This is a genomic window from Amycolatopsis coloradensis, assembly GCF_037997115.1.
Classification (GTDB): domain Bacteria; phylum Actinomycetota; class Actinomycetes; order Mycobacteriales; family Pseudonocardiaceae; genus Amycolatopsis; species Amycolatopsis coloradensis_A.
On record NZ_CP150484.1, the window covers coordinates 1,586,804 to 1,613,194 of the forward strand.

The window sequence follows — 26,391 nt, forward strand, 5'->3', positions numbered from 1 at the left end:
ACCTCCCTTATGCCTGTTGCTGCTGCTGTTGCTGGGTGGTGGTCAGCTCCGGACCCTGTTCGGCGACCAGGCCGTCCACTTGGGACAGTGCGCCGAGCGCGGGCCGTTCCAGTTCCCGCTCCGCCGTCGAAGATCGCGGCGCCAGCACCCAGGTGTCCTTGGATCCGCCGCCCTGCGACGAGTTCACGACCAAGCTGCCCTCCGGGAGCGCGACTCGGGTCAGCCCGCCAGGCAGGACGAAGATCTCCTTGCCGTCGTTGACCGCGAACGGCCGGAGATCGACGTGCCGCGGCGCCAGCCTGTCGTCCACTTTGGACGGAACGGTGGACAGCTGGACCACCGGCTGGGCGATCCAGCCGCGTTTGTTCGCGCGGACCTTGCGCTTCAGCGCGGTCAGCTCGGCCTGTGTCGCCTCCGGGCCGAACACGATGCCGTACCCGCCCGAGCCTTCGACCGGCTTGATCACCAGCTCGTCCATATGCTGCATGACGTGGTCGAATTCGTCCGGCAGCCAGCACCGGAAGGTGTCCACGTTGGGCAGCAGCGGCTTCTCGTTGAGGTAGTACTTCACCATCTCGGGCACGTAGGTGTAGACGAGCTTGTCGTCGCCGACGCCGTTGCCGACCGCGTTCGCGATCACCACGTTGCCCGCGCGCGCCGCGTTCAGGATCCCGGCCACGCCGAGCACGGAATCCGGCCGGTAGTGCACCGGATCGAGGAACTCGTCGTCGATCCGCCGGTAGATGACGTCGACCTGCCGCTCACCCTCGGTGGTGCGCAGGTACACGACGTTGTCCCGGCAGAACATGTCGCGGCCTTCGACCAGCTCGACCCCCATCAGCCGGGCCAGCAGCGAATGCTCGAAATACGCTGAGTTGTGCACACCGGGGGTGAGCACGACGACCATCGGGTCGGCGACGTTCGCCGCGGCCGCCGCCCGGAGCGCACGCAACAGATGCGAAGCGTAATCGCCGACCGGGCGCACCCGGTGCTGGGCGAACAGGTCCGGGAACACGCGCGCCATCGTGCGGCGGTTCTCCATCACGTACGACACGCCGGACGGGTTGCGGAGGTTGTCCTCCAGCACCCGGAAGGTGCCCTCCTCGTCGCGCACCAGGTCCACACCGGACACATGGATGCGGACGCCGTTGGGCGGGTTGATCCCGAACGCCTCGCGCTGGAAGTGCTCGCACGAGGTGATCAGCCGTCGCGGGAGCACGCCGTCACGCAGGATCTGCCGGTCGCCGTACACATCGGCGAGGAAGGCCTCCAGCGCACGGACCCGTTGCGCCACACCGCGTTCGAGTTTGTTCCATTCGGCGGTGGTGATCACGCGCGGCACCAGGTCGAGCGGGAACGGGCGTTCCTGGCCGGACAGCGAGAACGTGATGCCCTGGTCCACCATGGCCCGGTCGATCGCCGCCGACCGGGACGAGAGGTCCGCCGACGTCAGCGCGGAGATCGATTCGTACAGCGCGCGGTACGGCTGACGGACCGTGCCGTCGGCGGTGAACATCTCGTCGTACGCGCCCGCGTGCGGCCGGGACGGCGAGAGATAGCCGTCGAACTGCGCCCCGGGTTTCGCCGCGCGCCGAGCCGACGTCGTCGTCCGGGGGCGGCGGCCCGCAGGTGGGAGCCGGGGCGCCGAGTTGTTGTTCATGGAGGTCATCGTGACCCATGGACCCCGTCCGGCGCGAGCTACCTGGGTTGGCTTGGTGGAATGATCAGCCTGATGCTAGCCTCGCCGGGCGTATTCAAACCTGACTGGGGAAGGTTGGATTCTGTTTCGCGTTTCGCCATGTGTAGAACTCGATAATTCGCGCATTACCTGCTGGATAAGCAGGCTCTGAATCTTACATGCAATTTTCAAGGGGAATTGTGAAGAATCTTGTGAAGGCGTTCATCGTGGCCGGTGCCGCAGTGGCGGCGTTGGCTGTTCCGGGTGTCGCGATGGCAGCTCAGGACGGTGCCGCGGCGCCGTCGGCCAGTGTCGGCGTAGCGGATGTCAAGAGTCGTTGGTGCGGTCACAACTACGATAGCTGTGTCCGTGAGCGGAGCGAATTCGCCCGGTATTACAACGTCGGGCCGCTCCAGTACTTCCCTGTCGACCCCAGTTGTGCGGGTATCTGCTACAACGGCTACGTGTTCGATTATTGGCCCAAGTAATAAGGCGGCGGTGGGGCGCTTCGGCGCCCCACCGTGTTTCACGTGCTGGGCCAGTCGAACCCCTGTCGGGACCCACCGGGACCGAGGTCGGCTCGATCCCGTCGTCGGGATGATCTTCGCTAGAAACAGCGCTGTAACGTCTCGGTGCTGTGCTTGCCGCCGGATGAGTGGCAATATGCGTGCTCTCGACACATGGGAACTACGAGGAGTGACGACGTGGCTCGATTCAAAGCGCTCGCCCTGATCCCGGCGCTCGCCCTGGCCGCGGGTGCGCTGTCCGCGTGCGGCGAGGAAGGCGGAACCGCGGCCGGCGGCGTCCAGCTCGTCGCGTCCGGCAAGATCACCACCTGCACGCACCTGCCCTACCAGCCCTTCCAGGTCAAGCAGGGTGACAAGATCGTCGGTTTCGACGTCGACCTGGTCGACCTGGTCGGCAAGAAGCTGGGTGTCGAGCAGAGCATCGTCGACATCGCCTTCGAGACCATCGAGTCCGGCGAAGCGATGAACACCGGACAGTGCGACCTCGCCGCCGCGGGCATGACGATCACCGACAAGCGCAAGGAGAAGTTCGACTTCTCCGACCCGTACTTCGAGGCGACCCAGGCGCTGCTGGTCAAGACCGGTTCGCCGATCAAGGACCTGTCCAACGTCGCGGGCAAGAAGATCGGTGTCCAGTCGGCCACCACCGGCGCCGACTACGCCAAGGAGAAGGCCACCGGCGCCGAGATCGTCACCTTCGACGACCTCGCGCTGCTGGAGCAGGCCGTCAAGAACGGCACGGTCGACGCGGGCGTCAACGACAACGGCGTGCTCTACGACTTCGCGAAGACGAACCCGGACACGACGGTCGTCACCGAGTTCAAGACGAACGAGTTCTACGGCATCGGCGTGAAGAAGGGCAACAGCGCCCTCCTCGGCCAGATCAACGAGGTGCTCAAGGCCGCCGCGGCGGACGGCTCTTACGCGCAGATCTACCAGAAGTGGTTCGGCAAGGCGCCGACCTGGCAGCCGGGCGGTGCCGCCTAGCACTAGTTTGAAGCCGCCCTGTGGCCGGTGCCAGCGCACCGGCCACAGGCTTGTCGCCACCTGTTTGAGGAGAGAAATGGCTCTGAGCCGCCGCCAGCGACGTTCGGCCTTCCGGACCGGGCAGTACGTCCTGCTGCTGGTGATCGTCATCGTGCTCGCGCTGCTGGCCGACTGGAGCCGGATCGGCAAGGCGTTCTTCGATCTCGAAGTCGCCGCCAAGCAGTTCCCGGACGTCATCACCGTCGCACTGAAGAACACCATCGTCTTCACCGCGCTGGGTTTCGCGCTCGGCCTCGGGATGGGCCTGCTGCTCGCCCTGATGAGACTTTCCTCGGTCGGCCCGTACCGCTGGTTCGCGCGCGGGTACATCGAGTTCTTCCGCGGTCTGCCCGCACTGCTGATCTTCCTCGCGGTCGGCATCGGCGTGCCGACGGCGTTCGACACGACCCTGCCGCGCAACGTCGCGATCATGCTGGCGCTGGGCATCGTGTCGTCCGCCTACATGGCGGAAACCATCCGCGCCGGGATCCAGGCGGTGCCGCGCGGGCAGGTCGAGGCCGCGCGTTCGCTCGGCATGTCGCCGGCCCGCACGATGATCACCGTCGTGATCCCGCAGGCGTTCCGGATCATCCTGCCGCCGCTGGCCAACGAGCTGATCATGCTGACGAAGGACTCGTCGCTGGCGTTCCTGCTCGGCACCACCCCGGCGCAGCAGGAACTCGCGCAGTTCAGCCGTCAGGCGCTGCTGGAGGCCAAGGGCCTGACCCCGATCGTCGTCGCCGGTCTGTGCTACCTGGTCATCACCATTCCGCTGTCGATCCTGCAGCAGCGGCTAGAGAAGAAATACGGAGCCGGAGTGCCCGGCGGAGGAACGGTATGAGCACCCAGACGATCGTCGAGGTTTCGGGACTGCACAAGGCGTTCGGCGAACTCGAAGTGCTCAAGGGCATCGACCTGCACGTCGAGCGCGGCCAGGTCGTCTGCATCATCGGCCCGTCGGGCTCGGGCAAGTCGACGCTGCTGCGCTGCGTCAACCTCCTCGAGGAACCGCAGCAGGGCAAGATCGTGGTCAACGGCAGTGAGATCACCGATCCGGACGTCGACATCGACGGCGCCCGCACGAAGATCGGCATGGTCTTCCAGTCGTTCAACCTCTTCTCGCACCTGAGCGTGCTCGAAAACCTCACCGTCGCGCAGCGCAAGGTGCTGAAGCGCGGCAAAGACGAGGCGGAGCGCATCGCACGGGAAAACCTCGCGAAGGTCGGGCTGGCGGAGAAGGAGTCTTCGCTGCCGACGCAGCTTTCCGGCGGGCAGCAGCAGCGCGTCGCGATCGCCAGGGCGCTGTCGATGAACCCGGACGTCATGCTGTTCGACGAACCGACGTCCGCGCTCGACCCCGAACTGGTCGGTGACGTCCTCGCGGTCATGCGGCAGCTCGCGCAGGAGGGCATGACGATGCTCGTCGTCACGCACGAGATGCAGTTCGCCCGCGAGGTGGCCGACATCGTGCTGTTCATGGACGGCGGTGTGGTCGTCGAGCAGGGTTCGCCGGACCAGGTGATCGGGGACCCGCAGGAGGAACGCACGAAGACGTTCCTCTCGCGGGTCCTGAACCCGAACCACCAGGGCTAGCGTCCCCGCAGCTGCGACTCCAGCTGGACGACCTTCGCGACGATTTCGTGCGGCCCGGCGCCCATGAGGCTCACCCAGCCCTTGGCGTCCGGGCCGAACACGACGCGGCCCTGTTCGGTGTCCATCCAGCCCGGTGGTCTTTCGACGCGTTTCCGGTTGCCGCCACCGTCACGGATGGCGACGTAAAGCCTGCCGAAGAAGGTGTGCGGCGACCGGATCCACTGGAGGATCTTCTTCGCGTCACGGATGCTCGGGCCGGTGCCGGTCAGCATTTCGCCCTTCATCAGGACCTGCAGATCGTCTTCCGAACAGTTCAAAGACGGCGTGCGCGCGGCGGGAGCCTCGGGGAGCAGGCCGGTGAAATCCTGCGCCAGTGTGTCCGGCCGCGTCGGCGTCAGGTAGACGACTTTGTCGACCAAGACCACCGTGACCGCTTCCCGGCCACTCCCCGCGGCGCGCACGGTCCGCTCACGCCCTTCGGACTTCACCCACGAGTAGTACTCCACCGCGGGCCGCTGCAGAAATCGCAGCGTGTCGAGGAATTCGTCGTCGATCCGGCCACGGGTGAGCAGACCCTGTCTGTCCAATTCGGACTGCGCGGTGGCCGCGAGCTCGCGACGTTCCTCGGGCAGGTACCACTGCGCGCCGCGGACGAGCGTCGGATGGATGTCGCCGAGATTGTGTTGGTCCAGCAGGGTTTCGTAGGTCTGAAGCGTCAGCTCGACGGGTTTCCGCAGCACGATTACGCGCCGATCACCGGAGGAACCGGCTTGTCCCCGTCGTAGCCGCCGAAGAGCGAGTCGCCGTCCTCTTCCTGCAGCGTGATCTTGCGCTGGTGCTCTTCGTCCTCGCCGCCCTTGCCCTTGCCGGCACCGGCGCCCATCCCGCCGCCGCCCATGCCAGGCGCTCCGGGGCGTCCCGCGGCCGCGGGTCCTCCCGCCGGTGTACCGCGCATCGCGCCTTCACCGGGCATACCGGCGCCGACGCCGCGACCAGGCCCCATGCTCCCCGGCCCGCCCGTCGAGCCACCCGGCCCGAACCCGCCACCGGGCCCGAAGCCGCCGCTGAACCCGCCCGATCCCGGCCCGAATCCGCTGCCGCCACCAGGTCCGCCGGTGCCTGGCCCACCCGGTCCGAAGTTGGGCGGCGGGAAGTTGCCAGGGCGCCCCTGCACCCGGTCATCCGTCCTGGACAACTTGGTCCGATCGTTCGGCTGCGGCGAAGGCAGCGGCCGCGGCATCTGCGGAACCCTCGGCGCCGGTGGGACCTGAGGCGGCCTCGGCGCCTGGTAACCCTCGGCACCCGGAGGAGCGCTGTAGGAACTCGGCCCGCCGGTGTACCCACCGGGACCACCGTGCCGCCCGGAGTCGCCGGGTCCGCCGCTGAACCCGCTGACCTTGGTCTGACCGGGATCGATCGGATCCGGCGTGATCGGCCCCGAGGAAACGTTCGGATCATGCGCGGCCGGATAGACCGGCGCGAGCGACTGCTGCCGCGGCTGGGTGCTCTGGTAGTACGGCTCGTAAACCTCGACGTTGTGCTTGGTGTCCGCGTCGAACTTCGCCGCCGCGATCTCGTCGTCACTCGCGCCGATGGACAGGACGTCCTCGGGCCCGCTGTCCCCCGCGCGCTCCTTCTCGACCGGACGGACGTTGCCGCGCGTGTAATGGAAAGAGGCGTTCTGGTCGAACATCGACTGACGAGCTCGGTCCATGTTCTCGCCCGCGATCTTGGAGGTCGCGATGAGCGGGGCGAGGCCTGCTGTTCCGGAGTCGGCTGCCTTGCCCTTCCAGAAGGTGCTGAGCGCGCTCTGGCTGTTCTCCATCGCCTTGCTGATGTCCTCGTGGATCACCAACAGTTTGTGCGAAGCGACCTGAGCTCGGTCGAGGGTTTCTGTCGTTGCGGGGTTGGCGTTGAGCTTGGTGAAGATCTCCCAGCCGCTATAGGTCATCGCCTACGCCCCTTTGAGGTTCTTGATCGCCGCGGCGGCCACCTTGGTGGCCAAGCCGCACGGATCTGAATAGAAGGGGTGGCTTGAAGACAAAAGCGGGATGACGGTGTAGGCGAGGTCGTCTCGAACACCGACGGCGAGAGTGCAGGTCCCCTTGCCTTCGCCTCCGTTGGCGTAGATGACGGCCGGGTAGCCGTCGACCGGGGCGACCGGTTTGAACGTGGTCAGCCCACCAGCCGCGTTCTGTGCGTACAGCGAACTCAGACCGTCTTTGTTGCCGGTGGTGAGCCCGCCGCTGAGGGTGTTCGGCGATTCCTGGAAGACCCACGCGCATGCGTTGCCCATGGACAGTTGTTCGGTCCCGAAACGCTTGATCTTGCCGCCGATGGACTCGATCTCCGTGGTGGGGATCGTGCTACACGGGTCTGACTCCGCCTTCGCAGTATCGGCGATGGGGTTCTTCACCGCCGGAGCTCCGTTGGACGGAAGCGCTGCGGACGAGGGTGCACTCGTTGGCGTGGGAGTGCCGGTCTTCTGATCGCTGCAGCCACCAAGAAGCGCCACCGATGCGAGTGCGGAGATGGCCATGAGTGTGGTGGTGGGTCGCATCAGCTGACCTTTCCAATCTGGCGGAGGGCGTCGATCGCCGCCTGGTCTTGCTCTTGGTAAGCAGTCCGGATTTTTCGCAAGGTTTCGAGATACGAAATGGTGTACTGGCGAGCGCCCTCAAGGAACGTTTGGTAGGCCGCTCCCGAGTTGACCGCCGCTTGGGTATAGCCCTGACTGCCTACCTCGTCGCCGGGCGGTTTGATCTGCGTCAGCCAGCTGGCTTCGGTCTTCGCTCGGGTGAAGTTGTTCTCGAGGCAGTCTTCGAGGGACTTGATCACGACGTCCATGGCGGCAGGATCGAACTCCCAGCCACCGTTCGCCGAGGCGGCCGCGAAGTCGGCCTTCGCCTGACCGCTGCCCAGCTCGCCGTAGTTCGGCGGCGGAGGCGCCGCCGCGGCGCCCTGAATCAAACCTGAGCCCTGCGGCGGTGCTTGCGGCCCTGGTCCGTTGATCTGGTCGTAGACCCCTTGAGGGCCGCGTCCCGGTCCTGTCATGACGTGCCTCCCCGCACGGGTCGCGATGGGGCCGCGACCTACCCGTAGTTCCTCGATGACTCCAAGCGGTGACGATAGCAGCAGGTAAACCGTTGATCAGCACCTTCGGAGAAGATCACCATCGAAAGATGGGATGGTCGGCGTGATTTGTCTTGAACGACGGTTTCCTGAGCGGGACGCATTGAGGTTCTCGATCGCAGCCGTGGGTACGACCTGCGCATAGCGACCACTGACTCCGGTGAGTGACCGTAGCAGCGAACCGCCGCCCCGGCGGCGAATCCGGTCAAGATCACTGCGGCGGACGCAAACGACCTGTTCCAGCACCCGAGGCGGCCGTTCTGCCGTCGCAGGCACGTGGCAGCTTCCGGTCTACTGCCCTGGGCCACTTGCGAATCCCATGCGTGATCGGCTTCGCTGGTGCCCGAGGAACGACGGGGGAGGGAACGAAACGATGCCGGGTTTTCGGCGCAACAACGGGCCGCGCGATCCGGGGGAAGGCGACCAGAACGGCGACACGTCGCTGCCGCCGCTCGACCCGTTCGATCCGAACCCCGACAAGCGGTACGAGGTTCCGGCGTCCGAGCTGATGAAGCCGGGCTCGACGGGGCTGCTCCGCTGGCGTCGCCAGGCGACCAACGCGCCGATCGTGCAGGTCGAAGACGCGTACATCACCGGCACGCTCGATCTGCGCGCGGCCGACATCAAGTATCTGTTCCGGTTCGAGCGGTGCCGGTTCGAGCATCCGCCGGACGTCCGCGAGGCGCATCTGCTCGGGCTCGTGTTCCGCAAATGCTGGCTGCCCGGGCTCAAGGCGCGCAACCTCCGCACCCGCAACGACGTCCGCCTCATCCGCAGTGTCGTGCACGTCGACGCCGAGCACGAGATCGAGGAGACCACGGTCCAGCGCGGCGACGATCGCGAGCGCGGGATGCCGAACGCGGCGGTCAACCTGACCGACGCGGTCATCGAGGGCTCCGTCGTGCTGACCCGCACGGTGATCACGCATCCGCGCGGCAAGGCGATCCAGGCCGACCGGGTCAACATCGTCGGCGCGTTGCTGGCGTATCGGTTGGTGGCCAACGGAGAAGTCCGCATCCCGGGGATGCGCGCCGGCGGTAACGTCAACTTCTCCGGCGCGACGCTGAACAACCGGGACGGGTTCGCGCTCAACGGGAACGGGATCCACATCGGCGGCAGCCTGTTGTGCGAGGTGGACAACTACGGGCCCGCCGCCCAGCGGAAACGCTTCTCCGCCAGTGGGATCATGTTCCTGCCGAGCGCCACTGTGGACAGTGACATCATTTTGCGCGAGGCAAGGCTTTCGGTGAACCAGGCCGGGCCGATCGTCGTCGACGCGTGGAAGTCGAACGATCCGTACATCGATCCGCGGCCGGCGCTGGTCGCGGATCGCTCGACGGTCAAGGGGAACCTCGAGCTGAGCGACGGGATGCAGGCGACCGGGACGCTGCGGATGGTCAACGCCCGGATCGGCGGGTCGCTGCGGCTGGCCGGCGCCGAGGTCCAGGTCGTCCGCGGGCAGACCATTCCCTACTACGACCGCGCGATCCACCTCGACGGGACCACCATCGGCGGCGATCTGGAGGCGACGAGCCTGCGGGTGCCGTCCGGGCAGTTGCGCATGGCCGACATCACCGTCGGCGGCAACGTGCTGGCGTGGAACTCGATGTTCCTCCACCCGCGCCGCGACGTCTTTTCCGCGCGACGCGCGAAGGTCGCGGGCAACTTCCAGCTCACCGACGCGACCGTTCAGGGCACCCTGCGGCTGCAGGGCGCCGAGATCGGCGGCAGCGTGAACCTCTTCGGCACGAGCCTGACCGAGCCAGGCGCGCGCACGCGCACCAGTTACTCGCTGGACGTCCGCACCGCGCGGATCGGCCGGGACCTGATCCTCACCGAGAACAAGGAACGCCCGTTCGTCGCGCAGGGCGGGGTCAACCTCGACGGCGCACAGGTCGCGCGGCGCGTCGACTTCCGCGGCGCGCGACTGGGTTCCCTGCCACAGCACGGGATCGCGCTCGACGGCAGTGATGTCTCGGCCGACGAATTCCTGCTCACGCCCGGCGCTCCGCCGGACGGCCGGATCGTGCTGCGGCGCGCGCATTGCGGGACGCTGGGCGACAACGAGGCGTTCTGGGCGTCGGCGAGCGGGATCGAGCTGGAGGATTTCCGTTACGACGCACTGCAAGAGGACATCGCGCTCGACGACGACCGGGCGATCGACCATCGGATCGCCTTGCTGCGCAAGGCGATGGACGGTTACCGCCCGGGGCCCTACGACCAGTTGGCGGCGACGCTGCGCGCGTCCGGTAATGAAGAGCACGCGTCCACGGTGCTGCTGAAGAAACAGCAGTTCCGGTACGAGGCACTCGCGAAGGGCTTCAAGTTCTTCGGACCCGGCGTGCACGTGTGGAGCTGGTTGCAGCGGTCGATGGTCGGCTACGGCTTCCGTCCGGTGCGCGCGCTCGGCTGGCTGCTGACGCTGCTCGTGCTGGGGAGTCTGTGGTTCGGGCTCGGCGTCGACGACTGCATCACGAACCCCAAGCTCACGGTGAGCGGGCCGCGGTGCCTGGTCAACCAGGACGACACCGGGCTGCAGTGGAACCCGGTGCTGTACACGATCGACCTCCTGGTCCCGATCGTCGACTTCGGCAACAAGTCGCGCTGGTACATGCACGGCATGGACAACTGGGTCGCGGCCGGGTTCACCGCCTCGGGCTGGGTGCTGGCGACGACGGTGGCGGCCGGCATAAGCCGGATGCTCCGCCGCGACAACTGAGGGTATTTCACATACCCTCAGTACGGAGGTATGTGATGACGCAGCCCAGCGCCACCGGCAAGATCGCGATCGCCGCCCCGCCCGAGAAGGTGTACGCCCTGGTCAGCGACCCGGGCGCCCTCGCGGACATGGCCGAGGAGTACGAAGGGCACCGCTGGGTCGGTGCGGCGAAGGAGCCCGCCGTCGGCGCCAAGTTCCGCGGCCGCAACCGCCAGGGGTTCCGCCGCTGGAGCACTCTCTCGACGATCACCGACGCCGACGAGGGCAAGCGGTTCGCGTTCGAGGTGACCACCGTCGCCGGTCTTCCCGTCGCGCGCTGGCAGTACGACATCGAGGCCTCGGGCGACGGCTGCGTGGCCGTCGAAAGCACGTGGGACCGGCGGCCGGGCTGGCTGCGCGGGCCGACGTCGCTGTTCACCGGGGTCTGGAAGCGGGACGACGCCAACCGGGCGAACATCGCCGCGACGCTGGCCCGGCTGAAGGCCGCCGCCGAGTCCGTTCACTCCACGAACCGCGACCAGAACTCGACCTGACGCGGCCCGCCGGACGGCGGCGGGCCCAAGGGCTCGCCACAGAAATCGTGCCGCAGGTATCCCCGCAGGTCGTAGCCGTAGTAGACGATGTCGGTCTGATACACCGACAGCACCGGATATCCCGTGCTCCCGGCGATTCCCGGCAGATACCGGTGCCCGCAGACGGGGACCAGCTGCGGGGCGAGCGCCAGATGCGAGCGGGCCCGCGAAAGCGCGTCGGCGAGGTCGATCGGGCGCATGCCCCAGTCCGGTAGCCAGAAGCCGTTGTGTTCGACGTCGTACAGCACCCCGTCGACCGGCCAGTCCAGGCGTTTCCGCAGCTGGTCGGGGTTGCCGCAGCGCCAGTCGGGCCAGCGGTCGCCGATCGGCACCCCGGCGGAGAGGAAGGTGCGGTGGTCGGCGGCGAACCGGAAGCCGAAGCGGGCTTCGACGTCGTCGAGCTCGGCCTCGCTCAACCCGGGACGCACGGGTTCGGCCAAGCTCGCCTGGAGGTCGTGTGCCTCCTCGATGGTGAAGGCGTGCTCAACAGTGGACATGTGTTCGAGCCTAAGTTGCCCAACGCGAAGGCGCCTTCTCTTTTAACACCACTCCCTCGTCACCCACATGGGCCTCCTCCCTCGGGGTGAGCTCGCCCTCTCAACGCCTGGACGTCGGAACAGCACGGCCGCGCGTGTAGTTCACTCATGTCGTGACTTCCCCACGAACGCAGTCCCGCGTCCGGGCGCCCGAGCTCGACGGCGACGGGTGGCTCAACACCGGCGGTGAGCGGATCACGCTCGCCGGGCTGCGCGGCCGCGTCGTCCTGCTGGACTTCTGGACCAGTGGCTGCGTCAACTGCCTGCACGTGCTGGACGAGCTGCGCCCGCTGGAGGCCGAGTTCGCCGACGTCCTGGTGACCATCGGCGTGCATTCGCCCAAGTTCCTGCACGAGGGCGAGGCGGCCGCGATCGAGGCCGCCGTGCGGCGCTACGAAGTGCACCACCCGGTGCTCAACGACCCGAAGATGGCCACCTGGTCGCAGTACGCGGTCAAGGCGTGGCCGACGCTGGTCGTCGTCGACCCCGAGGGTTACGTCGTCCACGTCGCCGCCGGTGAAGGGCACGCCGAGGCGCTGCGCCGGGTGATCGCCGACCTCGTCGCCACCCACGAGGCCAAGGGCACGCTGCGCCGCGGCGGCAGCCCGTACGTCCCAGCCGAGGAGCAGCGCACCGAGCTGCGTTTCCCGAGCAAGGCCGTCACCACCGCCGAAGGCCGCATCCTGGTCGCCGACACCGGCAATCACTCCGTCGTCGAGTTCGCGTCCGACGGCGAGACGATCATCCGCCGCTTCGGCAGCGGAGAGCGCGGCGCGCAGGACGGGCCGTTCGACCTGGCGAGCTTCACCGAGCCGTCCGGGATCACCCTGTTGCCGTACGAGGTCGCCGAGCGCGCGGGGTACCACGCCGTCGTCGCCGACACGGCCGGTCACCGGCTGCGCGGTATCGACCTGATCACCGGTGAGGTCTCCACTGTCGCCGGCACCGGCCGTCAGTGGCGCGACGGCGTCGACACCGGCAAGGCGCTCGACATCGACCTGACCAGCCCCTGGGACGTCGCCTGGTGGGGACCCACGGGCGGTGTCGTGGTCGCCATGGCGGGCAACCACACGCTGAGCGTGTTCGAGCCCGTCTCGGGCACCATCCGCCGCTTCGCCGGCACGACCGTCGAAGGCCTGCGTGACGGCGACGTCCACGAAGCGTTCTTCGCGCAGACGTCCGGTCTCACGCCCGACGGACGGAAGCTGTGGCTCGCAGACGCGGAGACGTCGGCGCTGCGCTGGATCCAGCCCGAGGGCGAGACGTTCACCGTGCACACGGCGGTCGGCGTCGACCTGTTCTCCTTCGGGCACGTCGACGGGCCCGCGGACAAGGCGCTCCTGCAACATCCGCTCGGCCTCGCCGTGCTGCCCGGCGACACCATCGCGATCGCCGACACCTACAACGGCGCCATCCGCCGCTACGACCCGCTCACCCGCCAGGTGACCACGCTCGCGACCGGTCTCGCGGAGCCGTCCGGACTGCTCGTGCACGACGGCGAACTTCTGGTCGTCGAGTCGGCGGGAAGCCGCATCGGTCCGGTGCCGCTCGGTGAGCAGGCGGTGGCCGGGGACGCGCACGCGGTCCGCCGTCCGCCGACCGTGCTGGCGCCGGGTGAGCTGGAGTTCTCCGTCGTCTTCACCCCGCCGCCGGGTGAGAAGCTCGACGACCGGTTCGGTCCGTCGACGCGGCTGGAGATCAGCGCGTCGCCGCCGGAACTGCTCGCCGACGGCGCCGGGGTGGGCACGGACCTGTTCCGCAAGCTCCGCTTCGCCGAGGGCGTCACCGGCGGGGTCCTTCAGGTCGTCGCGCAGGCCGCCAGCTGTGACGACGGAGGCGAGCACCCCGCGTGCCGCATCACCCGGCAGGACTGGGGCGTCCCGGTGCGGTTCGAAAAGGGCGGAGAAAGCGTGCTGAGCCTGGTCATGGCGGGCGATCCGGGTAAGTAGAGTCGTACTCGTGTCAGATCGGCCGAAACTCGAGATTCAGATGCTGCAGGACAGGGTGCTCGTGAAGCTGTCCCCCGAGGACGGGGAGCGCCGAAGTTCCGGCGGCATCGTCATCCCCGCCACCGCGCAGGTCGCGCGGCGGCTCGCGTGGGGTGATGTACTGGGCGTGGGCAACAGTGTGCGGAACGTCAAGACCGGCGACCGGGTGTTGTTCAACCCGGACGACCAGCACGAGGTCGAGATCCAGGGTGAGGGACACCTGGTGATGCGGGAACGCGACATCCACGCCGTGGCGACCGAACGGACCGAACACGGCACGGGGTTGTACCTGTAACTCGAGCCACGGGAGGGGCGGTGCGCGAAGACCGTGACGAGCCGGGTGCCGGCCTGTTCACCGACGATCTCCTCCCGGACTCCGACCAGGGCCTGGTGGACGAGCTCTTCGAGGGTGACAGGGTGGTGCATCCGCCGCCCACGCCCGCGTCGAAGTTCCGCCGGGGACTCGGCAAGGCCCTCATGGTCACCGGGGTGCTCATGGGCCTGTTCGTGGTCGCGTACGCGGTCGATCTGATCGTCAGCGCCGGGGACGTCCCGCGCGGCGTCACGGTCGCGGGGATCGACGTCGGCGGCCTCACGCACAAGGAGGCGGAGTCGAAGCTCCGCCGTGAGCTGGAGCCCAGGCTGATCGAGCCGGTACGGGTGCGGGCCGGCGACGTCCGGACGGTGCTGTACCCGACGTCGTCCGGTCTCGGCCTGGACTGGCCGCAGACGCTCGGGCGCGCCGGTCATCAGCCGCTGAGCCCGTACACGCGGCTGATGTCGTTCTTCAGCAGCCGCGAGGTCGGTGTCGTCACCTGGACCGACGCGCCGAAGCTCGAAAAGGCCGTCTCGGACCTCGCCGCCGCGCAGCTGAACCGCCCGCCGGTCGAAGGGAACATCACGTTCCAGCCCGTCGCGGGCAGCGACGGCGGCGTCGTCGCCACCGCGGTCGAGCCGCGGAACGGGCAGACGCTCGCCGACGTCAAGGAGGCGGTCACCGCGGTCATCGACCGCTGGCTGGGCGACGAAGGTGTCGAGCTGAAGGTGGACGTCGCGCCCGTGAAGGCGACTTCGCTCGGTGTACACGCAGCGCTCGTCAAGATAGTCGTCCCCGCGGTCGCGAAACCGCTCGTCATCCGCGGCGAGGGCAAGGACGCGACACTGAAACCCGCCACGATCGCGGAGTCCTTCCAGTTCGCCGCACGCGACGACGGCAACCTCGAAGTCCGCATCGACCAGGGCAAACTGCGCGCGGCCGCGCAGCCTCAGCTCAAGGAGACCGAGACCGACGGGGCGGACGCGCAGATCGTCTTCGTCGGCGACAGGCCGGCGGTGCAGCCGTCGAAGGACGCGCGGAAGATCAACTGGGACCACACGTTCTCGATGCTGACTTCGGTGCTCGCGAAGAGCGAAGAGCGGGAGCTGAAGGCGGTCTACGACGCCAGCAGCCCGGCCGTCAGCACCGACGCGGCGAACGTCCTCGGCATCAACGAGATCATCGGCGAATTCACCACGTCGGGCCTGAGCGGGCCGGCGATGACGAACGTGCAGGCGCTGGCGAGCAGGGTCTCGGGCGCCATCGTGAAGCCGAATGAGACGTTCAGCCTCGGCGCGCGGTCCGGAGCGAGGACGGCGGACGTGGGGTACGTCCCCGCTCCGGTGAACGAAGACGGCACCGGACCGGTCGTGGTCGGCGGCGGCGTCTCACAGCTCGCGACGACGCTCTACAACGCCGCGTACCTGGCGGGGCTGGCCGATGGCGGGCATCTGGAACACGACCACTACCTCGACCGCTATCCGGTCGCGCGCGACGTGAAGGCGATCAACAACGACGGCTCGCCGGTCGAGCTGCAGATCGTCAACGACGCCCCGACCGGGATCGCGATCCAGGTGATCCCCGCCAACGGTTCGGTGACCGTGCGGATCTGGGGCACCAAACGGTTTTCGGTGCAGAGCGTCGGCGGGGAGAGGCACTCCTACGTCCCCCAGCCCGTGCAGATGGGCTCTGGCCCCGGGTGCGTACCCGATCCCGGCGCGGCCGGGTTCAGCACCTCGGACACCCGCGTGCTCGTCGACGTCGTCACCGGGACGGAGGTCCGCCGGGAGACCCGCAACGCGACCTACTCGCCGCGGGCCGCGATCATCTGCACCTGAGGCTCACCGCAGCACCATGCAGCCGCGAGCCTCGAAGTCCGCGAGCCACGACGGCTCCCGCAACTCCTTGTTCCAGCGCAGGTCCAGTTTGTCCAATTTGGACAGCCGGGCGATGGACGACGGCAGCGAAGTGAGCTTGTTCTCGCGCAGGTCCAGCTGACGCAGCTCGCTCAGCTCTCCGAGAGAGGACGGTAGGGAAGTCAGCAGGTTCTTTCGCAGGTGTAGTTCGCGTAACGCGGAAAGCGTCCCGATCGATTCCGGTAGTTCGGTCAACCCGTTGCCGTACAAGCGGAATTCGCGCAACGAGGCCAGCCCGGAGAGGTCTTCCGGAAGTGTGGAGATGCGATTGTCCGTGCAGCCCAGGTATTTCAGCCGTCCGAGCGAGCAGAGCGCGGCGGGGAACTCGGTGAGCCGGTTGTCGCTCACGTAAAGGTATTCCGTCAGCCCGGACAGCTCGCCGAGTTCGTCCGGCAGGGTCGAAAGCTCGTTGTGCCCCAGATCCAGGGTGTGCAGATTCCGCAGGGCGCCGATCGAGGGCGAGACGGTGGTCAGCCGGTTGGCGGCCAGATTCAGCACACGGAGCCCGGACAGGGACCACAGCTCGTCGGGAACGGACGTCAGCCGGTTGTCGTACAGGTCCAGGTACTCCAGCGAGGCAGGGAGAGGGAGGTCGCGCAGGGAGGTCAGCCCCTGGCCACCGAGATCGAGTCGAGTGGTCACAGGGGCCGACCGTAGCCCCGGTCAGGTCACGGCGCGGTGACCGCCGCCCTTGACCTTCGCGTAGATGGCGGCCGCGGCGATGACGCCGACGACGGCCGCGCCGACCTGGAAGGCGTGCCGGATCCAGTCGATGCCCGGGGTGTCACGGACACCGAACACACCGGCCAGCCAGTTGCCGATGAAAGCGGCGATGATGCCGACCACGATCGTCAGCCACATCGGGATCTTCTGATCGCCGGACGCCAGCATCCGGCCGATGACACCGAGGATCAGCCCGACCACGATCGTGGTGATGATGCCCCAAAGGCCACCCAACATGGTTCCTCCTTCGCTGGAGATCGATGAGCCCACGGTGACACCGATTCGGGCTCATCGCGCCTCAAGACCCCTTACCGGGTGACACCGCGGCGTCCGTAGAGGTTCGCGGCCAGGGTCACCCCGATACCGGCGATGACGATCTGGGTGATGAGTTCGAGCCAGTCGAAGCCCTTCGTGTCCGCGTAGCCGAGTCCACGGGCGATCGCCGTACCGATGAAGGCGGCGACGATACCGACGATGATGGTCAGCCAGATCGGGATGGACTGCTTGCCGGGGGCGAAGAACCTGCCGAGCACCCCGAGGATCAAACCGACCACGATCGCCGTGATGATGCCGGTGACTGTCATTGAAGACTCCTTTGCCGAGGTCTCCGCCCGCGGGCGGACTCAGCACGGAAATGCCCCCGGAAAACCGCCTCGAAACCACGAAGAGCCCCCTCCGGACCGGAGAGGGCTCTTCGTCACTAAACCGTTTAGAACGCGGCTTCGGGGATCTCCATGAGGCTGTTGTCCGCGGCTTCGACGATCGCGCGGCGCGACGTCAGCTCCGGCAGCACGTTCTTCGCGAAGAACGACGCCACGGCGAGTTTGCCCTCGTAGAACGGGACGTCCTTCGCGGACGCGCCCGCGTCGAGCTTGCCGATGGCGACCTCGGCGTGCTTGATGAGCTGCCAGCCGATGAGCAGGTCGCCGACCGACATCAGCAGGCGGACCGTGTGCTGGCCGACCTTGTTGATGTTCTGCGGGTCTTCCTGCGACGAGGTCAGGTAGCCGATCAGCGAGCCGAGCATGCCCTGGGTGTCTTCCAGCGCCTGCTTGAGCAGGGCGCGCTCGTTCTTGAGCCGCCCGTTGCCGATCTCCGACTCGATGGTCTTCGTGATCTCCCCGGCGACGTAGGCCAGCGAAGCGCCCTTGTCGCGGACGATCTTGCGGAAGAAGAAGTCCAGCGACTGGATGGCCGTGGTGCCTTCGTACAGCGAGTCGATCTTCGCGTCACGGATGTACTGCTCGATCGGGTAGTCCTGCAGGAAGCCCGACCCGCCGAGGGTCTGCAGCGACTGCACGAGCTGCTCGGTCGCGCGCTCGGAACCGACGCCCTTGACGATCGGCAGCAGCAGGTCGTTGACGCCGTGCGCGATCTTCTGCGACGCCTCGTCGCCCTCGCCGGTCCACACCTGGTCCTGGAAGGTCGCGGTGTAGAGGTACACCGCGCGCAGGCCCTCGGCGTACGCCTTCTGCAGCATCAGCGAGCGGCGGACGTCCGGGTGGTGGGTGATGGTGACGCGCGGCGCCGCCTTGTTCAGCATGTTCGGCAGGTCGGCGCCCTGGACGCGCTCCTTGGCGTACTCGAGCGCGTTGAGGTAGCCGGTCGACAGCGTCGCGATGGCCTTCGTGCCGACCATCATGCGGGCGTACTCGATGACCTGGAACATCTGCGCGATGCCGTCGTGCACCTCGCCGAGCAGCCAGCCCTTGGCGGGCGTGCCGTGCTGGCCGAAGGTCAGCTCGCAGGTGGTGGAGGCCTTGATGCCCATCTTGTGCTCGACGTTGGTGACGAAGGCGCCGTTGCGCTCGCCCAGCTCACCGGTCTCGCCGTCGAAGTGGAACTTCGGCACGAGGAAGAGCGAAAGGCCCTTGGTGCCGGGCCTGGTCTCGATGCCGGGGCCCTCGGGACGGGCCAGCACCAGGTGCATGATGTTCTCGACCATGTCGTTCTCGGCCGAGGTGATGAACCGCTTCACGCCGTCGATGTGCCAGGAGCCGTCCTCCTGCTTGACGGCCTTGGCGCGGCCGGCGCCGACGTCGGAACCGGCGTCGGGCTCGGTGAGCACCATGGTGGCGCCCCAGCCGCGGTCGATCATGATCTGCGCCCAGCGCTTCTGCTCGTCGGTGCCGTTCTTGTCGACGATGCCGGCGAAGTTCGGGCCCGCCATGTACATGAACAGCGGCGCGTTGGCGCCGAGGATCAGCTCGGCCGCGGCCCACTGCACGGTCGGGGGCAGGCCGAAGCCGCCCAGCTCGTTCGGCAGGCCCAGCCGCCACCATTCGCCGTCCATCAGCGCCTGGTAGCTCTTCTTGAACGACTCGGGGATCTTCACCGAGAAGGTCTTCGGGTCGTACACCGGCGGGTTGCGGTCCGCGTCGGCGTACGAGTCGGCGAGGGGACCGGAAGCGAGCTTGTTCAGCTCGGTCAGCACGCCGCGGGCGGTCTCCTCGTCGGATTCCGCGAGGACGCCCTTGCCGAGGCGGTCCTGCACGCCGAGTACCTCGAAGAGGTTGAACTCCAGGTCTCGGACGTTGCTCTTGTAGTGGCCCATTTCGTCACTCCAATGTGTTCGGCTCCCCGGCCGGGCACACGTCCCCTACTCGCCGGTAACTTCAGGATATTACCTGTGGGTAACCGGCGGCAAGTGAATGGCCACTGTTGTGATGTGTAAATCAGCAATATGGGGGGCTCAGCGGGAGGACGGCGCGATCGAAGTGGTCGCGGGCGGCTCGACCGGCGTGTGCGCGTCGTCCGGGTTCGTGACCAGGATGCCGGAGCGGAACGCGATCGTCACCGCGTGTGTCCGGTCGCGGGCCGAAAGCTTGCGCAGGATGCTCTTGACGTGCGTCCGCACGGTTTCCACGGACAGGAACAGGATCTTCGCGATCCCGGAGTTCTCCAGCCCTTCCGCCACCAGTTGCAGGACCTGGTACTCGCGTCGGGACAGCGGCATCAGGCCGCGCGCGGTCGCCGGTTTGGGGGCGTCGCCCGGCTTCGGGAGCACGGGCTGGCGTTTCGGCCGCGCGGTCAGCGCCGCCAGCGTCGGGTCGATGTAGCGGCGGTCGCTGTGCGCGCGCCGGATCGCCTCGGTCAGGTGCCGCCCGTCGGTCGCCCGCGGCACGATCGCGTGCACGCCCGCCGCGATCGCCGCGGCGAGGTACTGCTGGGTGCGGTTGGTGTCCCTGATCATCGTGATGATGACCAGGGCCGGGTCGCCGCCGCTGAGCAGGCGGGACAGGTGGCAGTTCGGGTCGAGCGCCGAATCCAGCACGATGACGTCCGGTTTGAGCTGTTCGCACAGTTGGAGCGCCGCGTGATGGCTGGTCGCGTGCCCGAGCCACTGCAGGCCCGGTGTGCGGTGGACCAGCGAGCTCAGGCCCTCGCAGAAGATCGGGATCGGATCGACGGCGGCCACGCCGAGTCCGCGACCGCCTGGTGACAGTCCGCCAGGCCTGCCGGCCTGTGTTCGGTTCGGCTCGATGCTTCGCATCACGGACCCCTCCGTTTTCCTGCCCCGCCATCTCCGGACGAGAAGACTCGAAAGCCATTCGGTGACCACCGCCCCCCGGCGTGGTCACCCTCGTCAACCGGTCCCCCCTGCGGGACCGGACAGAGATGACACCTCGTAACTATTACGAGTCAGTAGGTCGGATCACGTGACGCGATATCCCCCTCATAGATGTATCGCCGCGTCGCGGCAAACTCTGCGTATCAGCTGGTTGTGGATCTCTTGCTCAAATGAGCCCGCTAAGGGCGGAACTTGACATGTTCGCTACTCAGAGTGGACTTCGGTGCGAAGGCGGCCGAATTCGTCTCCGAGTGCCGCGGGCGTCCAATGCGCGTTCAGCCCGCTGGGATTGGGAAGGACCCAGACCCGTGCCCCGCCGATCTCGCCGTCCTGCGGGCCGATCTTCGCCTTCGGCAGCCCGAACGCCGTCCGGAAGGCCGTGATCCCGACCACGGCGAGCCAGCGTGGCCGGTATTCGGCGACCCTCGCCGCGAGGAGGCGCCCGCCTTCACGGAATTCGTCCGGGGTCAGCTCGTCGGCCCGCGCCGTCGTCCGCGCGACGACGTTCGTGATGCCCAGGCCGAGGCCGAGCAGTTCGTGCTGCTCACTGGGGTCGAGCAGGCGCGGGGTGAAGCCGCCGCGGTACAAGGCGGGCCAGAACCGGTTCCCCGGCCTGGCGAAGTGCAGGCCGAGCGCGCCCGAGTAGAGGCCCGGGTTGATCCCGCAGAACAGCACGTCCAGATCGGGCGCGATGACGTCGTCGATGGTCTTGCCGTAGGCGGCGGCAAGCTCGTCCTTGGTCGGCTTGGTCCTCACCCCGCCAGTTTCCGGCACGCCGGCGGGTATGGAGCAGGGGGCGTTCACGGCCGACGGCTTCTGGATCTGAGGCGCCGGCTACCGCCCTGGCCAGGGCAGACCTGACCTTCGAACGCTGGTGTACCGGCGACCGGACGTGGTTCTCGGCGACCCCGGCGTGACCTGGGACACCCGCATTCGTCTCAAGGGGTGGTCAAGTCACCACGATATGCGTACTGTTTGTGATCTCGCACACAAGGTCGTCTTCGAGGAGGCGTTTTGCAGCTCTCGCTCATCCTCGGCCTGGTCGCGTTGATCTTCGTGGTGGCCACCGTGCTGGTGATCGCGGAAGACCGGCGGGCCGCGCGGCGCGCGGCCCAGCGACGGCAGGCGAGGCTAGCGGACCTGGGCGAGGTCGACCCGCTCGCCACGCAGCGGCTGCAGCTCGATCGTTGAGGGAACGGGCTTCCGCACGAGGCTGAGCAGCAATGCCCCGGCGATCCAGCCGAGCATCGCGCCACCGGTGTTGTTGAGCAGGTCGTCGACGTCGAAGATCCGGTACACGTAGGGCGCGGTGCCGAAGTTCGCGGTCAGCTGCGTGATCTCGATCAGCAGCGACGCGGCGAGCCCGATCAGCGTCGTGCCGATGAGGCCGCGCTTCCAGAGCGTCCTGGCGAAGAAGCCGAGCGGGACGAACAGCAGCACGTTCATGGTGGCCTGCTGGAAGGTCTGGGTGGTGAACCAGTCGGCCATCGGCAGCCCGTGCTTGAGCAGTTCGGTGTGGATGTCGGTGACCCACTGGAACGGATGCAACTGCACGGTCTGACTCAGCCGTTTGACTCCGGGCCCGGGAAGCGGCAGGAAGGTCACCGCCAGGGTCATGGTGATGTAGAGCAGCACGGCGGCCATGGTCAGGACGGGACGAAGCCGCACCCGGCCGTACCGCGCGTGCAGGACGATCAGCTGCGGGATCAGTACCGTCGCCCAGAGCGCGAAGAAGCCGATCAAGCCGTACTGCAGGGCGGTGACCTGTGCGTTCGTCATGGCCACGACGTTATGGATCATGCGGGTGCGGCCACTTCGGTCGAAGGGCCGCCGCTGCCGGTGGCGGATCGGCCGAGTGGCCGACCCCGATCTTGGCCGATCGGCGATATTCGTTCCCTGATCCGCCGGTGGACGTGGGATTCTGCCCGGATGGTGCTCGTTCGACGGCTCATCCCCGCGGACCTCGACCTCTTCCGTGAGATCCGCCTGCGTGCCCTGACGGACACGCCCGAGAACTACGGTTCGATCGCCGCGGCCGAACGCGCGCAATCCGACGAGGAGTGGCTCGCGAAACTGACCGGGGACGTCTGGTTCGCCGCCTTCGACGACGGGCGTCCGGTGGGTCTCGTCGCCGGTCGGGCGCGGGACGACGGCTGGATCCTTTACTCGATGTGGGTCGCGCCCGAAGCCCGTCGCCGGGGGGTGGGCACCAAGCTGATGGGTGAAGTGCGGTCGGTCGCCGAGGAAGACGGTGCGCGCGAGGTGTGGCTGCACGTCGCGGAGGACAACGACCACGCGCGGCAGCTGTACCTGCGGCTGGGATTCATCGCGACGGGGGAACTGGAGCCGATGCCGAATGACGTCACCCGGCGGCGCGAACGTCTTTATCTGCCTGTCGCCGTGTGACGTTTGCCTATCGTCCTGCTTTCTGCCCTGGTGAAGGTCAAATCCGCAAGGCAGACTCCTCCGCCGTGCGAATCGGAGGAAGCATGAAACTCTCTACCCGGCTGGCCGTAGTCGCCGGCGCCGCGCTGACCGCGCTGGCCGCCGTCGCCGCGCCCGCGTCCGCCACGTCGGCGACCACCGACGTCCGGCTGATCACCTTCAACGATTTGCACGGCAACCTCGAACCGCCGTCCGGTTCGAGCGGCCGTGTCACGCTGCCCGACGGCACGACCGTCAACGCGGGCGGCGCCGCCTACCTCGCGACGCACCTGAAGAAGCTTCGCGGCGAAGCGCGCAACTCGGTCACCCTTTCGGCAGGTGACAGCATCGGCGCGTCGCCGGTGATCTCGGCGCTGTTCCACGACGAGCCGACCGTCGAACTGCTGAACCAGCTCGGTGTCGAAGCTTCCGTGGTGGGCAACCACGAATTCGACGAGGGTCTCGAGGAACTCCGCCGGATGCAGCACGGCGGCTGCCACCCGACCGACGGTTGCCAGTTCCGCGAGTCCTTCAAGGGCGCGAACTTCCCCTTCCTCGGGTCCAATGTGTACTACGAGAACGGCTTCCCGGTGTTGCTGCCGTTCAGCATCGAGTTCTCCGGCGGCGTCCCGATCGGCGTCATCGGCGCGACGCTGAAGGATCTGCCGCAGGTCGTCACCCCGGAGGCGATCAAGGGCCTGAAGTTCGGCGAAGAGGTCCAAGCCATCGACCGCACCGCCAAGCTGCTCGACCTGGTCGGGGTCAAGGCACAGGTCGTGCTGCTGCACCAGGGCGACAACTCCGAGACCGCGGGTCCGGACGAATGCAAGGTCAAACCGGGCGCGGCGACCGAGATCGCGCGACGGGTGACGTCCACAGTGGACGCCGTCTTCACCGGGCACAGCCACCAGCAGTACAACTGCGTGATCGACGACCCCGCGGGCAACCCGCGCCCGGTGATCCAGGGCGCGTCGTTCGGCCGTCTGCTGTCGGTCGTCGACCTGAAGATCGACCGCCGCACCCTTGACGTCGTCCGTGGTGAAACCAAGGCGCACAACCAGATCGTCACCCGCGACGTCACGCCGGACGCCGACGTGCTGAAGCTGATCGACGAGGCGAAGACCAAGGCCGCGCCGATCGCGAACAAGGCCGTCGGCACCATCACCGCGGATCTGGTCGCCAAGGGCGCCGCCTCCGGCGAATCGCCGCTCGGCGACGTCATCGCGGACGCCCAGCTCGAAGCCACGAAGTCGAACGGCGCCCAGATCGCCATGACGAACCCGGGCGGCATCCGCACGGACTTCACCTACGCGTCGTCACCCGCCGGCGAAGGCGACGGTGTCGTGACCTACGGCGAGGCGTTCGCCGTGCAGCCGTTCGCGAACATCATGCAGACGATCACGCTCACCGGGGCGGACCTGAAGAACGTGCTCGAACAGCAGTGGCAGGCCAACGGGGTCGTGCGGATCCTGCAGATCTCGAAGTCGCTCAAGTACTCGTACTCGGCGTCGGCGGCCCAGGGAGCACGCGTCTCGAACCTGACGCTCGACGGCACGCCGATCGACCCGGCGGTGTCGTACCGCGTTTCGGTGAACAACTTCCTCGCCGCCGGCGGGGACGGCTTCACCGAGTTCACGAAGGGGACCAACCTGTCGGGTGGTCCAGTGGACCTGGACGCGCTGATCGCGTACTTCGGCGCGCACCCGGGTATCGCTCCGCCCGCCGCGGACCGGATCACCGTCCTGCCGTAGCCCTCGCGAGTGCCATGAAAGGTCCCTTCCTTGCGAAATTTGCGAGGAAGGGGCCTTTCATTGCGTCTACGGGGTGGTTTTGTCAGTGACCCAGGGCACAATGGCCGCCATGACGACCTGGGAAGAAGTCGTGGAACTGGCGGGCAGGCTGCCTGAGGTCGAGGAGTCCACGTCGTACCGCACGCCGTCGCTCAAGGTCGCGGGCAAGAGCTTCGCCCGGCTGCGCACCGAGGCCGAGGGCGGGCTGATGCTGCTGTGCGAGCACGCGGAGAAGGAGGCCCTGCTGGCCTCCGGCGACCCCGCGTACTTCACCACGCCGCATTACGACGGCTACGGCGCGATCCTCGTCGACTTGGAGAAGGTCGAGAAGACGCAGCTGCGCGAACTCATCGAGGAGGCCTGGCGGATGAAGGCGCCCGCCAGGCTCACGAAAGGACTGAACGACTAGCGGAGTTCTCCTTCGAGCAGGCTCATCAGATACTCGTCGTGCCACTCGCCGTTCTGGCCGCGGAACGACTGCCGGTGCCTGCCGTCCACCTGGAACCCGAGCTTCTTGTAGACGTGGATCGCGGCCTCGTTGTCGACCACGACCCACAGCGCGATCATGTGCAGCCGCATCATGTCGAAGCCGTAGCGGCAGAGGGTGCGCATGGCGTCGGTGCCGTAGCCGCCGCCCCAGTGGTCCTTCTCGCCGAGATAGATGTCGAGTTCCGCGCGTCCCTGCTCCGGGGTGGCGTCGCGCAGCGTGCAGGTGCCGATCAGCGTGCCGACGGCGAGGCTCTCGATCGCGAAGTTCGCCTGGCTGAAGCTGTTGGGCTTCCGGTGGGCGAAGCGCTCGCGGATCTGGGCGAGGGATTCCGGGTGGTCCGCGGTCAGCCAGCGCGTGACCTCCGGGTCGTTGTGCCAGCGCCACAGCGTGTCCGCGTCCTCGGGTTCCAGCGGGCGCAAGCGGATCAGTTCACCGGTCAGCATCGTCCATCCCAAAGATCGGTATCGGACTTTCCAGACTATTGGGCGACACCCGCGAGCAGCCACCGCTTAACGGGGACTTCCAGCAGCACCCTGGCGCCGAACGGCTCGATCTCCTCGCCTGCCGCCCAGCCGTCGTACTTCGCCGCCAGGGCCGCCAAAACGTCTTCGCGCAGGGCTCCGCCATGGAGGCGTGCCAGGCCTTCGGCGACAACCGGCGCGTCACCGTCTTCCAGCGCGAGGCTGACGCGCGGATCGTTGCCGACGTTGCGCACCTTCACGTTCCGCTCGCCGCTGCCGATCCAGAAGACGTCGTCGAGGTACACGAACCACACCGGCGTGACGTGCGGCGATCCGTCCGCCCGGAGCGTGCACAACCAGGCGTTGCGCTCCCGCGCGAGTCGTTCGATAAGCGATTGGTCACGTTTCACCTGGTCAGCCTGCCCGAAAGCTAGGGTGCCGGGCGTATGAAGGTCCACCAGTACTGCTACTTCGCCTTGAAGAGCGAAACCGTGTCCGCCGGGGAGATCACCGCGCGGCTCGGCATGGAGCCCGACGAGGTCCTGGTACTGGGTTCGCGGTCCGCCGAACACCGGTTGCCGCGGATGCACGCCTGGAAGGTGACGCACCGCGGTTCGGAACCGGTCGACGACCAGATCGAGAGCGTGATCGGCAGGCTCGCCCCGGTCCGCCCGGAAATCCGGAAGCTGGTGGACGAAGGCGCGAGCGCGGTGCTGCAAGTGGTGCGGTATTTCCATCACCGTGACGGCGGCGAGGAGTTCGGCTGGCACCTCTCGCCCGCCGTGCTCGCGTTCCTCACCGAAGCCGCCGCCGCGCTCGACGTCGACGAGTACGACCTCAGCGAATGAGCTTCCGCCGGTCCGGTGCGCGGCGGGAACGCCGAAGATGGTGGGATGGTGCCCCACAGCCGGACAACCCGTTGGGAGCCC

General features: G+C 67.5%; 29 protein-coding genes. 14 read left to right on the forward strand and 15 right to left on the reverse strand.

Annotated features, from left to right (window positions below; translation table 11 throughout):
- Nucleotides 1-7 precede the first annotated feature (7 nt).
- Nucleotides 8-1,669: a circularly permuted type 2 ATP-grasp protein gene (locus tag LCL61_RS07205; protein WP_340686120.1), complete on the reverse strand. Its 1,662-nt coding sequence runs from the start codon at nucleotides 1,667-1,669 to the stop codon at nucleotides 8-10.
- Between the two features lie 209 nt (nucleotides 1,670-1,878).
- On the opposite strand from LCL61_RS07205, the gene LCL61_RS07210 reads away from it, so the two are divergent.
- From LCL61_RS07210 to LCL61_RS07225, 4 genes are all read left to right on the forward strand, one after another.
- Nucleotides 1,879-2,166, forward strand: a complete 288-nt coding sequence (locus LCL61_RS07210; protein WP_340686121.1) for a hypothetical protein — start codon at nucleotides 1,879-1,881, stop codon at nucleotides 2,164-2,166.
- A 216-nt stretch (nucleotides 2,167-2,382) separates the two neighbouring features.
- Complete coding sequence (locus LCL61_RS07215) at nucleotides 2,383-3,192, forward strand: basic amino acid ABC transporter substrate-binding protein (protein WP_340686122.1); 810 nt, start codon at nucleotides 2,383-2,385, stop codon at nucleotides 3,190-3,192.
- Nucleotides 3,193-3,268: 76 nt separating this feature from the next.
- Entirely contained in the window at nucleotides 3,269-4,072 is an 804-nt protein-coding gene (locus LCL61_RS07220; RefSeq protein ID WP_125679484.1) for an amino acid ABC transporter permease, read from the forward strand.
- Complete coding sequence (locus LCL61_RS07225) at nucleotides 4,069-4,824, forward strand: amino acid ABC transporter ATP-binding protein (RefSeq protein WP_340686123.1); 756 nt, start codon at nucleotides 4,069-4,071, stop codon at nucleotides 4,822-4,824. The genes LCL61_RS07220 and LCL61_RS07225 overlap by 4 nt, the downstream gene beginning before the upstream one ends.
- Here the strand turns inward: LCL61_RS07225 and LCL61_RS07230 are convergent.
- Genes LCL61_RS07230 through LCL61_RS07245 form a run of 4 tightly spaced genes read right to left on the reverse strand, consistent with a single transcriptional unit; the run spans nucleotide 4,821 to nucleotide 7,878 of the window.
- On the reverse strand, nucleotides 4,821-5,564 hold the full coding sequence (locus LCL61_RS07230) for an ESX secretion-associated protein EspG (protein ID WP_340686124.1): 744 nt from the start codon (nucleotides 5,562-5,564) through the stop codon (nucleotides 4,821-4,823). The genes LCL61_RS07225 and LCL61_RS07230 overlap by 4 nt on opposite strands.
- A gap of 2 nt (nucleotides 5,565-5,566) precedes the next feature.
- Nucleotides 5,567-6,775 carry a hypothetical protein gene (locus tag LCL61_RS07235; RefSeq protein WP_340686125.1) on the reverse strand — a complete coding sequence of 403 codons (1,209 nt, stop codon included), beginning with the start codon at nucleotides 6,773-6,775 and terminating at the stop codon, nucleotides 5,567-5,569.
- A 3-nt stretch (nucleotides 6,776-6,778) separates the two neighbouring features.
- The gene (locus LCL61_RS07240) at nucleotides 6,779-7,384 is read right to left on the reverse strand and encodes a DUF3558 domain-containing protein (RefSeq protein ID WP_340686126.1); all 606 of its coding nucleotides are present in this window, start codon (nucleotides 7,382-7,384) and stop codon (nucleotides 6,779-6,781) included.
- On the reverse strand, nucleotides 7,384-7,878 hold the full coding sequence (locus LCL61_RS07245; RefSeq protein WP_340686127.1) for a hypothetical protein: 495 nt from the start codon (nucleotides 7,876-7,878) through the stop codon (nucleotides 7,384-7,386). The genes LCL61_RS07240 and LCL61_RS07245 overlap by 1 nt, the downstream gene beginning before the upstream one ends.
- A 451-nt stretch (nucleotides 7,879-8,329) precedes the next feature.
- Between LCL61_RS07245 and LCL61_RS07250 the strand changes: the two genes are divergently transcribed.
- On the forward strand, nucleotides 8,330-10,675 hold the full coding sequence (locus LCL61_RS07250) for an oxidoreductase (protein ID WP_340686128.1): 2,346 nt from the start codon (nucleotides 8,330-8,332) through the stop codon (nucleotides 10,673-10,675).
- A gap of 35 nt (nucleotides 10,676-10,710) precedes the next feature.
- Nucleotides 10,711-11,208: an SRPBCC family protein gene (locus LCL61_RS07255; RefSeq protein ID WP_340686129.1), complete on the forward strand. Its 498-nt coding sequence runs from the start codon at nucleotides 10,711-10,713 to the stop codon at nucleotides 11,206-11,208.
- Here the strand turns inward: LCL61_RS07255 and LCL61_RS07260 are convergent.
- Entirely contained in the window at nucleotides 11,175-11,744 is a 570-nt protein-coding gene (locus tag LCL61_RS07260; protein WP_340686130.1) for a hypothetical protein, read from the reverse strand. The genes LCL61_RS07255 and LCL61_RS07260 overlap by 34 nt on opposite strands.
- A 152-nt stretch (nucleotides 11,745-11,896) precedes the next feature.
- Here LCL61_RS07260 and LCL61_RS07265 point away from each other — a divergent pair, with 152 nt between their 5' ends.
- From LCL61_RS07265 to LCL61_RS07275, 3 genes are read left to right on the forward strand one after another with little or no spacing between them, the layout of a single operon-like run.
- Nucleotides 11,897-13,732: an NHL domain-containing thioredoxin family protein gene (locus LCL61_RS07265; RefSeq protein WP_340686131.1), complete on the forward strand. Its 1,836-nt coding sequence runs from the start codon at nucleotides 11,897-11,899 to the stop codon at nucleotides 13,730-13,732.
- A 40-nt stretch (nucleotides 13,733-13,772) separates the two neighbouring features.
- Nucleotides 13,773-14,066: a GroES family chaperonin gene (locus LCL61_RS07270; RefSeq protein ID WP_007032412.1), complete on the forward strand. Its 294-nt coding sequence runs from the start codon at nucleotides 13,773-13,775 to the stop codon at nucleotides 14,064-14,066.
- Between the two features lie 20 nt (nucleotides 14,067-14,086).
- The gene (locus LCL61_RS07275; RefSeq protein WP_340686132.1) at nucleotides 14,087-15,925 is read left to right on the forward strand and encodes a VanW family protein; all 1,839 of its coding nucleotides are present in this window, start codon (nucleotides 14,087-14,089) and stop codon (nucleotides 15,923-15,925) included.
- 3 nt (nucleotides 15,926-15,928) lie between these two features.
- Here LCL61_RS07275 and LCL61_RS07280 read toward each other — a convergent pair whose 3' ends face one another.
- The 6 genes from LCL61_RS07280 to mug all read right to left on the reverse strand — a co-directional run bounded on the left by LCL61_RS07280 (nucleotide 15,929) and on the right by mug (nucleotide 21,053).
- On the reverse strand, nucleotides 15,929-16,645 hold the full coding sequence (locus LCL61_RS07280) for a leucine-rich repeat domain-containing protein (RefSeq protein WP_340686133.1): 717 nt from the start codon (nucleotides 16,643-16,645) through the stop codon (nucleotides 15,929-15,931).
- Between the two features lie 21 nt (nucleotides 16,646-16,666).
- Nucleotides 16,667-16,963, reverse strand: coding sequence for a GlsB/YeaQ/YmgE family stress response membrane protein (locus LCL61_RS07285; protein ID WP_037307283.1), 297 nt, complete (start codon nucleotides 16,961-16,963; stop codon nucleotides 16,667-16,669).
- Between the two features lie 71 nt (nucleotides 16,964-17,034).
- The gene (locus LCL61_RS07290) at nucleotides 17,035-17,310 is read right to left on the reverse strand and encodes a GlsB/YeaQ/YmgE family stress response membrane protein (RefSeq protein ID WP_340686134.1); all 276 of its coding nucleotides are present in this window, start codon (nucleotides 17,308-17,310) and stop codon (nucleotides 17,035-17,037) included.
- A gap of 125 nt (nucleotides 17,311-17,435) precedes the next feature.
- Complete coding sequence (locus LCL61_RS07295; RefSeq protein WP_340686135.1) at nucleotides 17,436-19,280, reverse strand: acyl-CoA dehydrogenase; 1,845 nt, start codon at nucleotides 19,278-19,280, stop codon at nucleotides 17,436-17,438.
- A 138-nt stretch (nucleotides 19,281-19,418) separates the two neighbouring features.
- On the reverse strand, nucleotides 19,419-20,219 hold the full coding sequence (locus tag LCL61_RS07300; RefSeq protein WP_340686136.1) for a response regulator transcription factor: 801 nt from the start codon (nucleotides 20,217-20,219) through the stop codon (nucleotides 19,419-19,421).
- Between the two features lie 282 nt (nucleotides 20,220-20,501).
- Nucleotides 20,502-21,053 (reverse strand): G/U mismatch-specific DNA glycosylase, encoded by a 552-nt coding sequence (gene mug, locus LCL61_RS07305; RefSeq protein ID WP_340686137.1) that lies wholly within the window; start codon nucleotides 21,051-21,053, stop codon nucleotides 20,502-20,504.
- A 258-nt stretch (nucleotides 21,054-21,311) separates the two neighbouring features.
- On the opposite strand from mug, the gene LCL61_RS07310 reads away from it, so the two are divergent.
- Nucleotides 21,312-21,488 (forward strand): hypothetical protein, encoded by a 177-nt coding sequence (locus tag LCL61_RS07310; protein ID WP_340686138.1) that lies wholly within the window; start codon nucleotides 21,312-21,314, stop codon nucleotides 21,486-21,488.
- Here the strand turns inward: LCL61_RS07310 and LCL61_RS07315 are convergent.
- Entirely contained in the window at nucleotides 21,429-22,076 is a 648-nt protein-coding gene (locus LCL61_RS07315) for a VanZ family protein (protein WP_340686139.1), read from the reverse strand. The genes LCL61_RS07310 and LCL61_RS07315 overlap by 60 nt on opposite strands.
- A 150-nt stretch (nucleotides 22,077-22,226) precedes the next feature.
- Between LCL61_RS07315 and LCL61_RS07320 the strand changes: the two genes are divergently transcribed.
- The 3 genes from LCL61_RS07320 to LCL61_RS07330 all read left to right on the forward strand — a co-directional run bounded on the left by LCL61_RS07320 (nucleotide 22,227) and on the right by LCL61_RS07330 (nucleotide 24,920).
- Complete coding sequence (locus LCL61_RS07320; protein ID WP_340686140.1) at nucleotides 22,227-22,703, forward strand: GNAT family N-acetyltransferase; 477 nt, start codon at nucleotides 22,227-22,229, stop codon at nucleotides 22,701-22,703.
- Between the two features lie 83 nt (nucleotides 22,704-22,786).
- Nucleotides 22,787-24,472, forward strand: a complete 1,686-nt coding sequence (locus LCL61_RS07325) for a bifunctional metallophosphatase/5'-nucleotidase (RefSeq protein ID WP_340686141.1) — start codon at nucleotides 22,787-22,789, stop codon at nucleotides 24,470-24,472.
- Nucleotides 24,473-24,581: 109 nt separating this feature from the next.
- Nucleotides 24,582-24,920 (forward strand): MmcQ/YjbR family DNA-binding protein, encoded by a 339-nt coding sequence (locus tag LCL61_RS07330; RefSeq protein ID WP_340686142.1) that lies wholly within the window; start codon nucleotides 24,582-24,584, stop codon nucleotides 24,918-24,920.
- Here the strand turns inward: LCL61_RS07330 and LCL61_RS07335 are convergent.
- A complete protein-coding gene (locus LCL61_RS07335) occupies nucleotides 24,917-25,444 on the reverse strand; it encodes a GNAT family N-acetyltransferase (protein ID WP_340686143.1) in 528 nt (175 codons plus the stop codon). The genes LCL61_RS07330 and LCL61_RS07335 overlap by 4 nt on opposite strands.
- Nucleotides 25,445-25,479: 35 nt before the next feature.
- Nucleotides 25,480-25,872 carry a pyridoxamine 5'-phosphate oxidase family protein gene (locus LCL61_RS07340; protein WP_340686144.1) on the reverse strand — a complete coding sequence of 131 codons (393 nt, stop codon included), beginning with the start codon at nucleotides 25,870-25,872 and terminating at the stop codon, nucleotides 25,480-25,482.
- Nucleotides 25,873-25,908: 36 nt separating this feature from the next.
- Between LCL61_RS07340 and LCL61_RS07345 the strand changes: the two genes are divergently transcribed.
- Nucleotides 25,909-26,310, forward strand: a complete 402-nt coding sequence (locus LCL61_RS07345; protein WP_192747167.1) for a DUF4279 domain-containing protein — start codon at nucleotides 25,909-25,911, stop codon at nucleotides 26,308-26,310.
- Nucleotides 26,311-26,391: the final 81 nt, after the last annotated feature.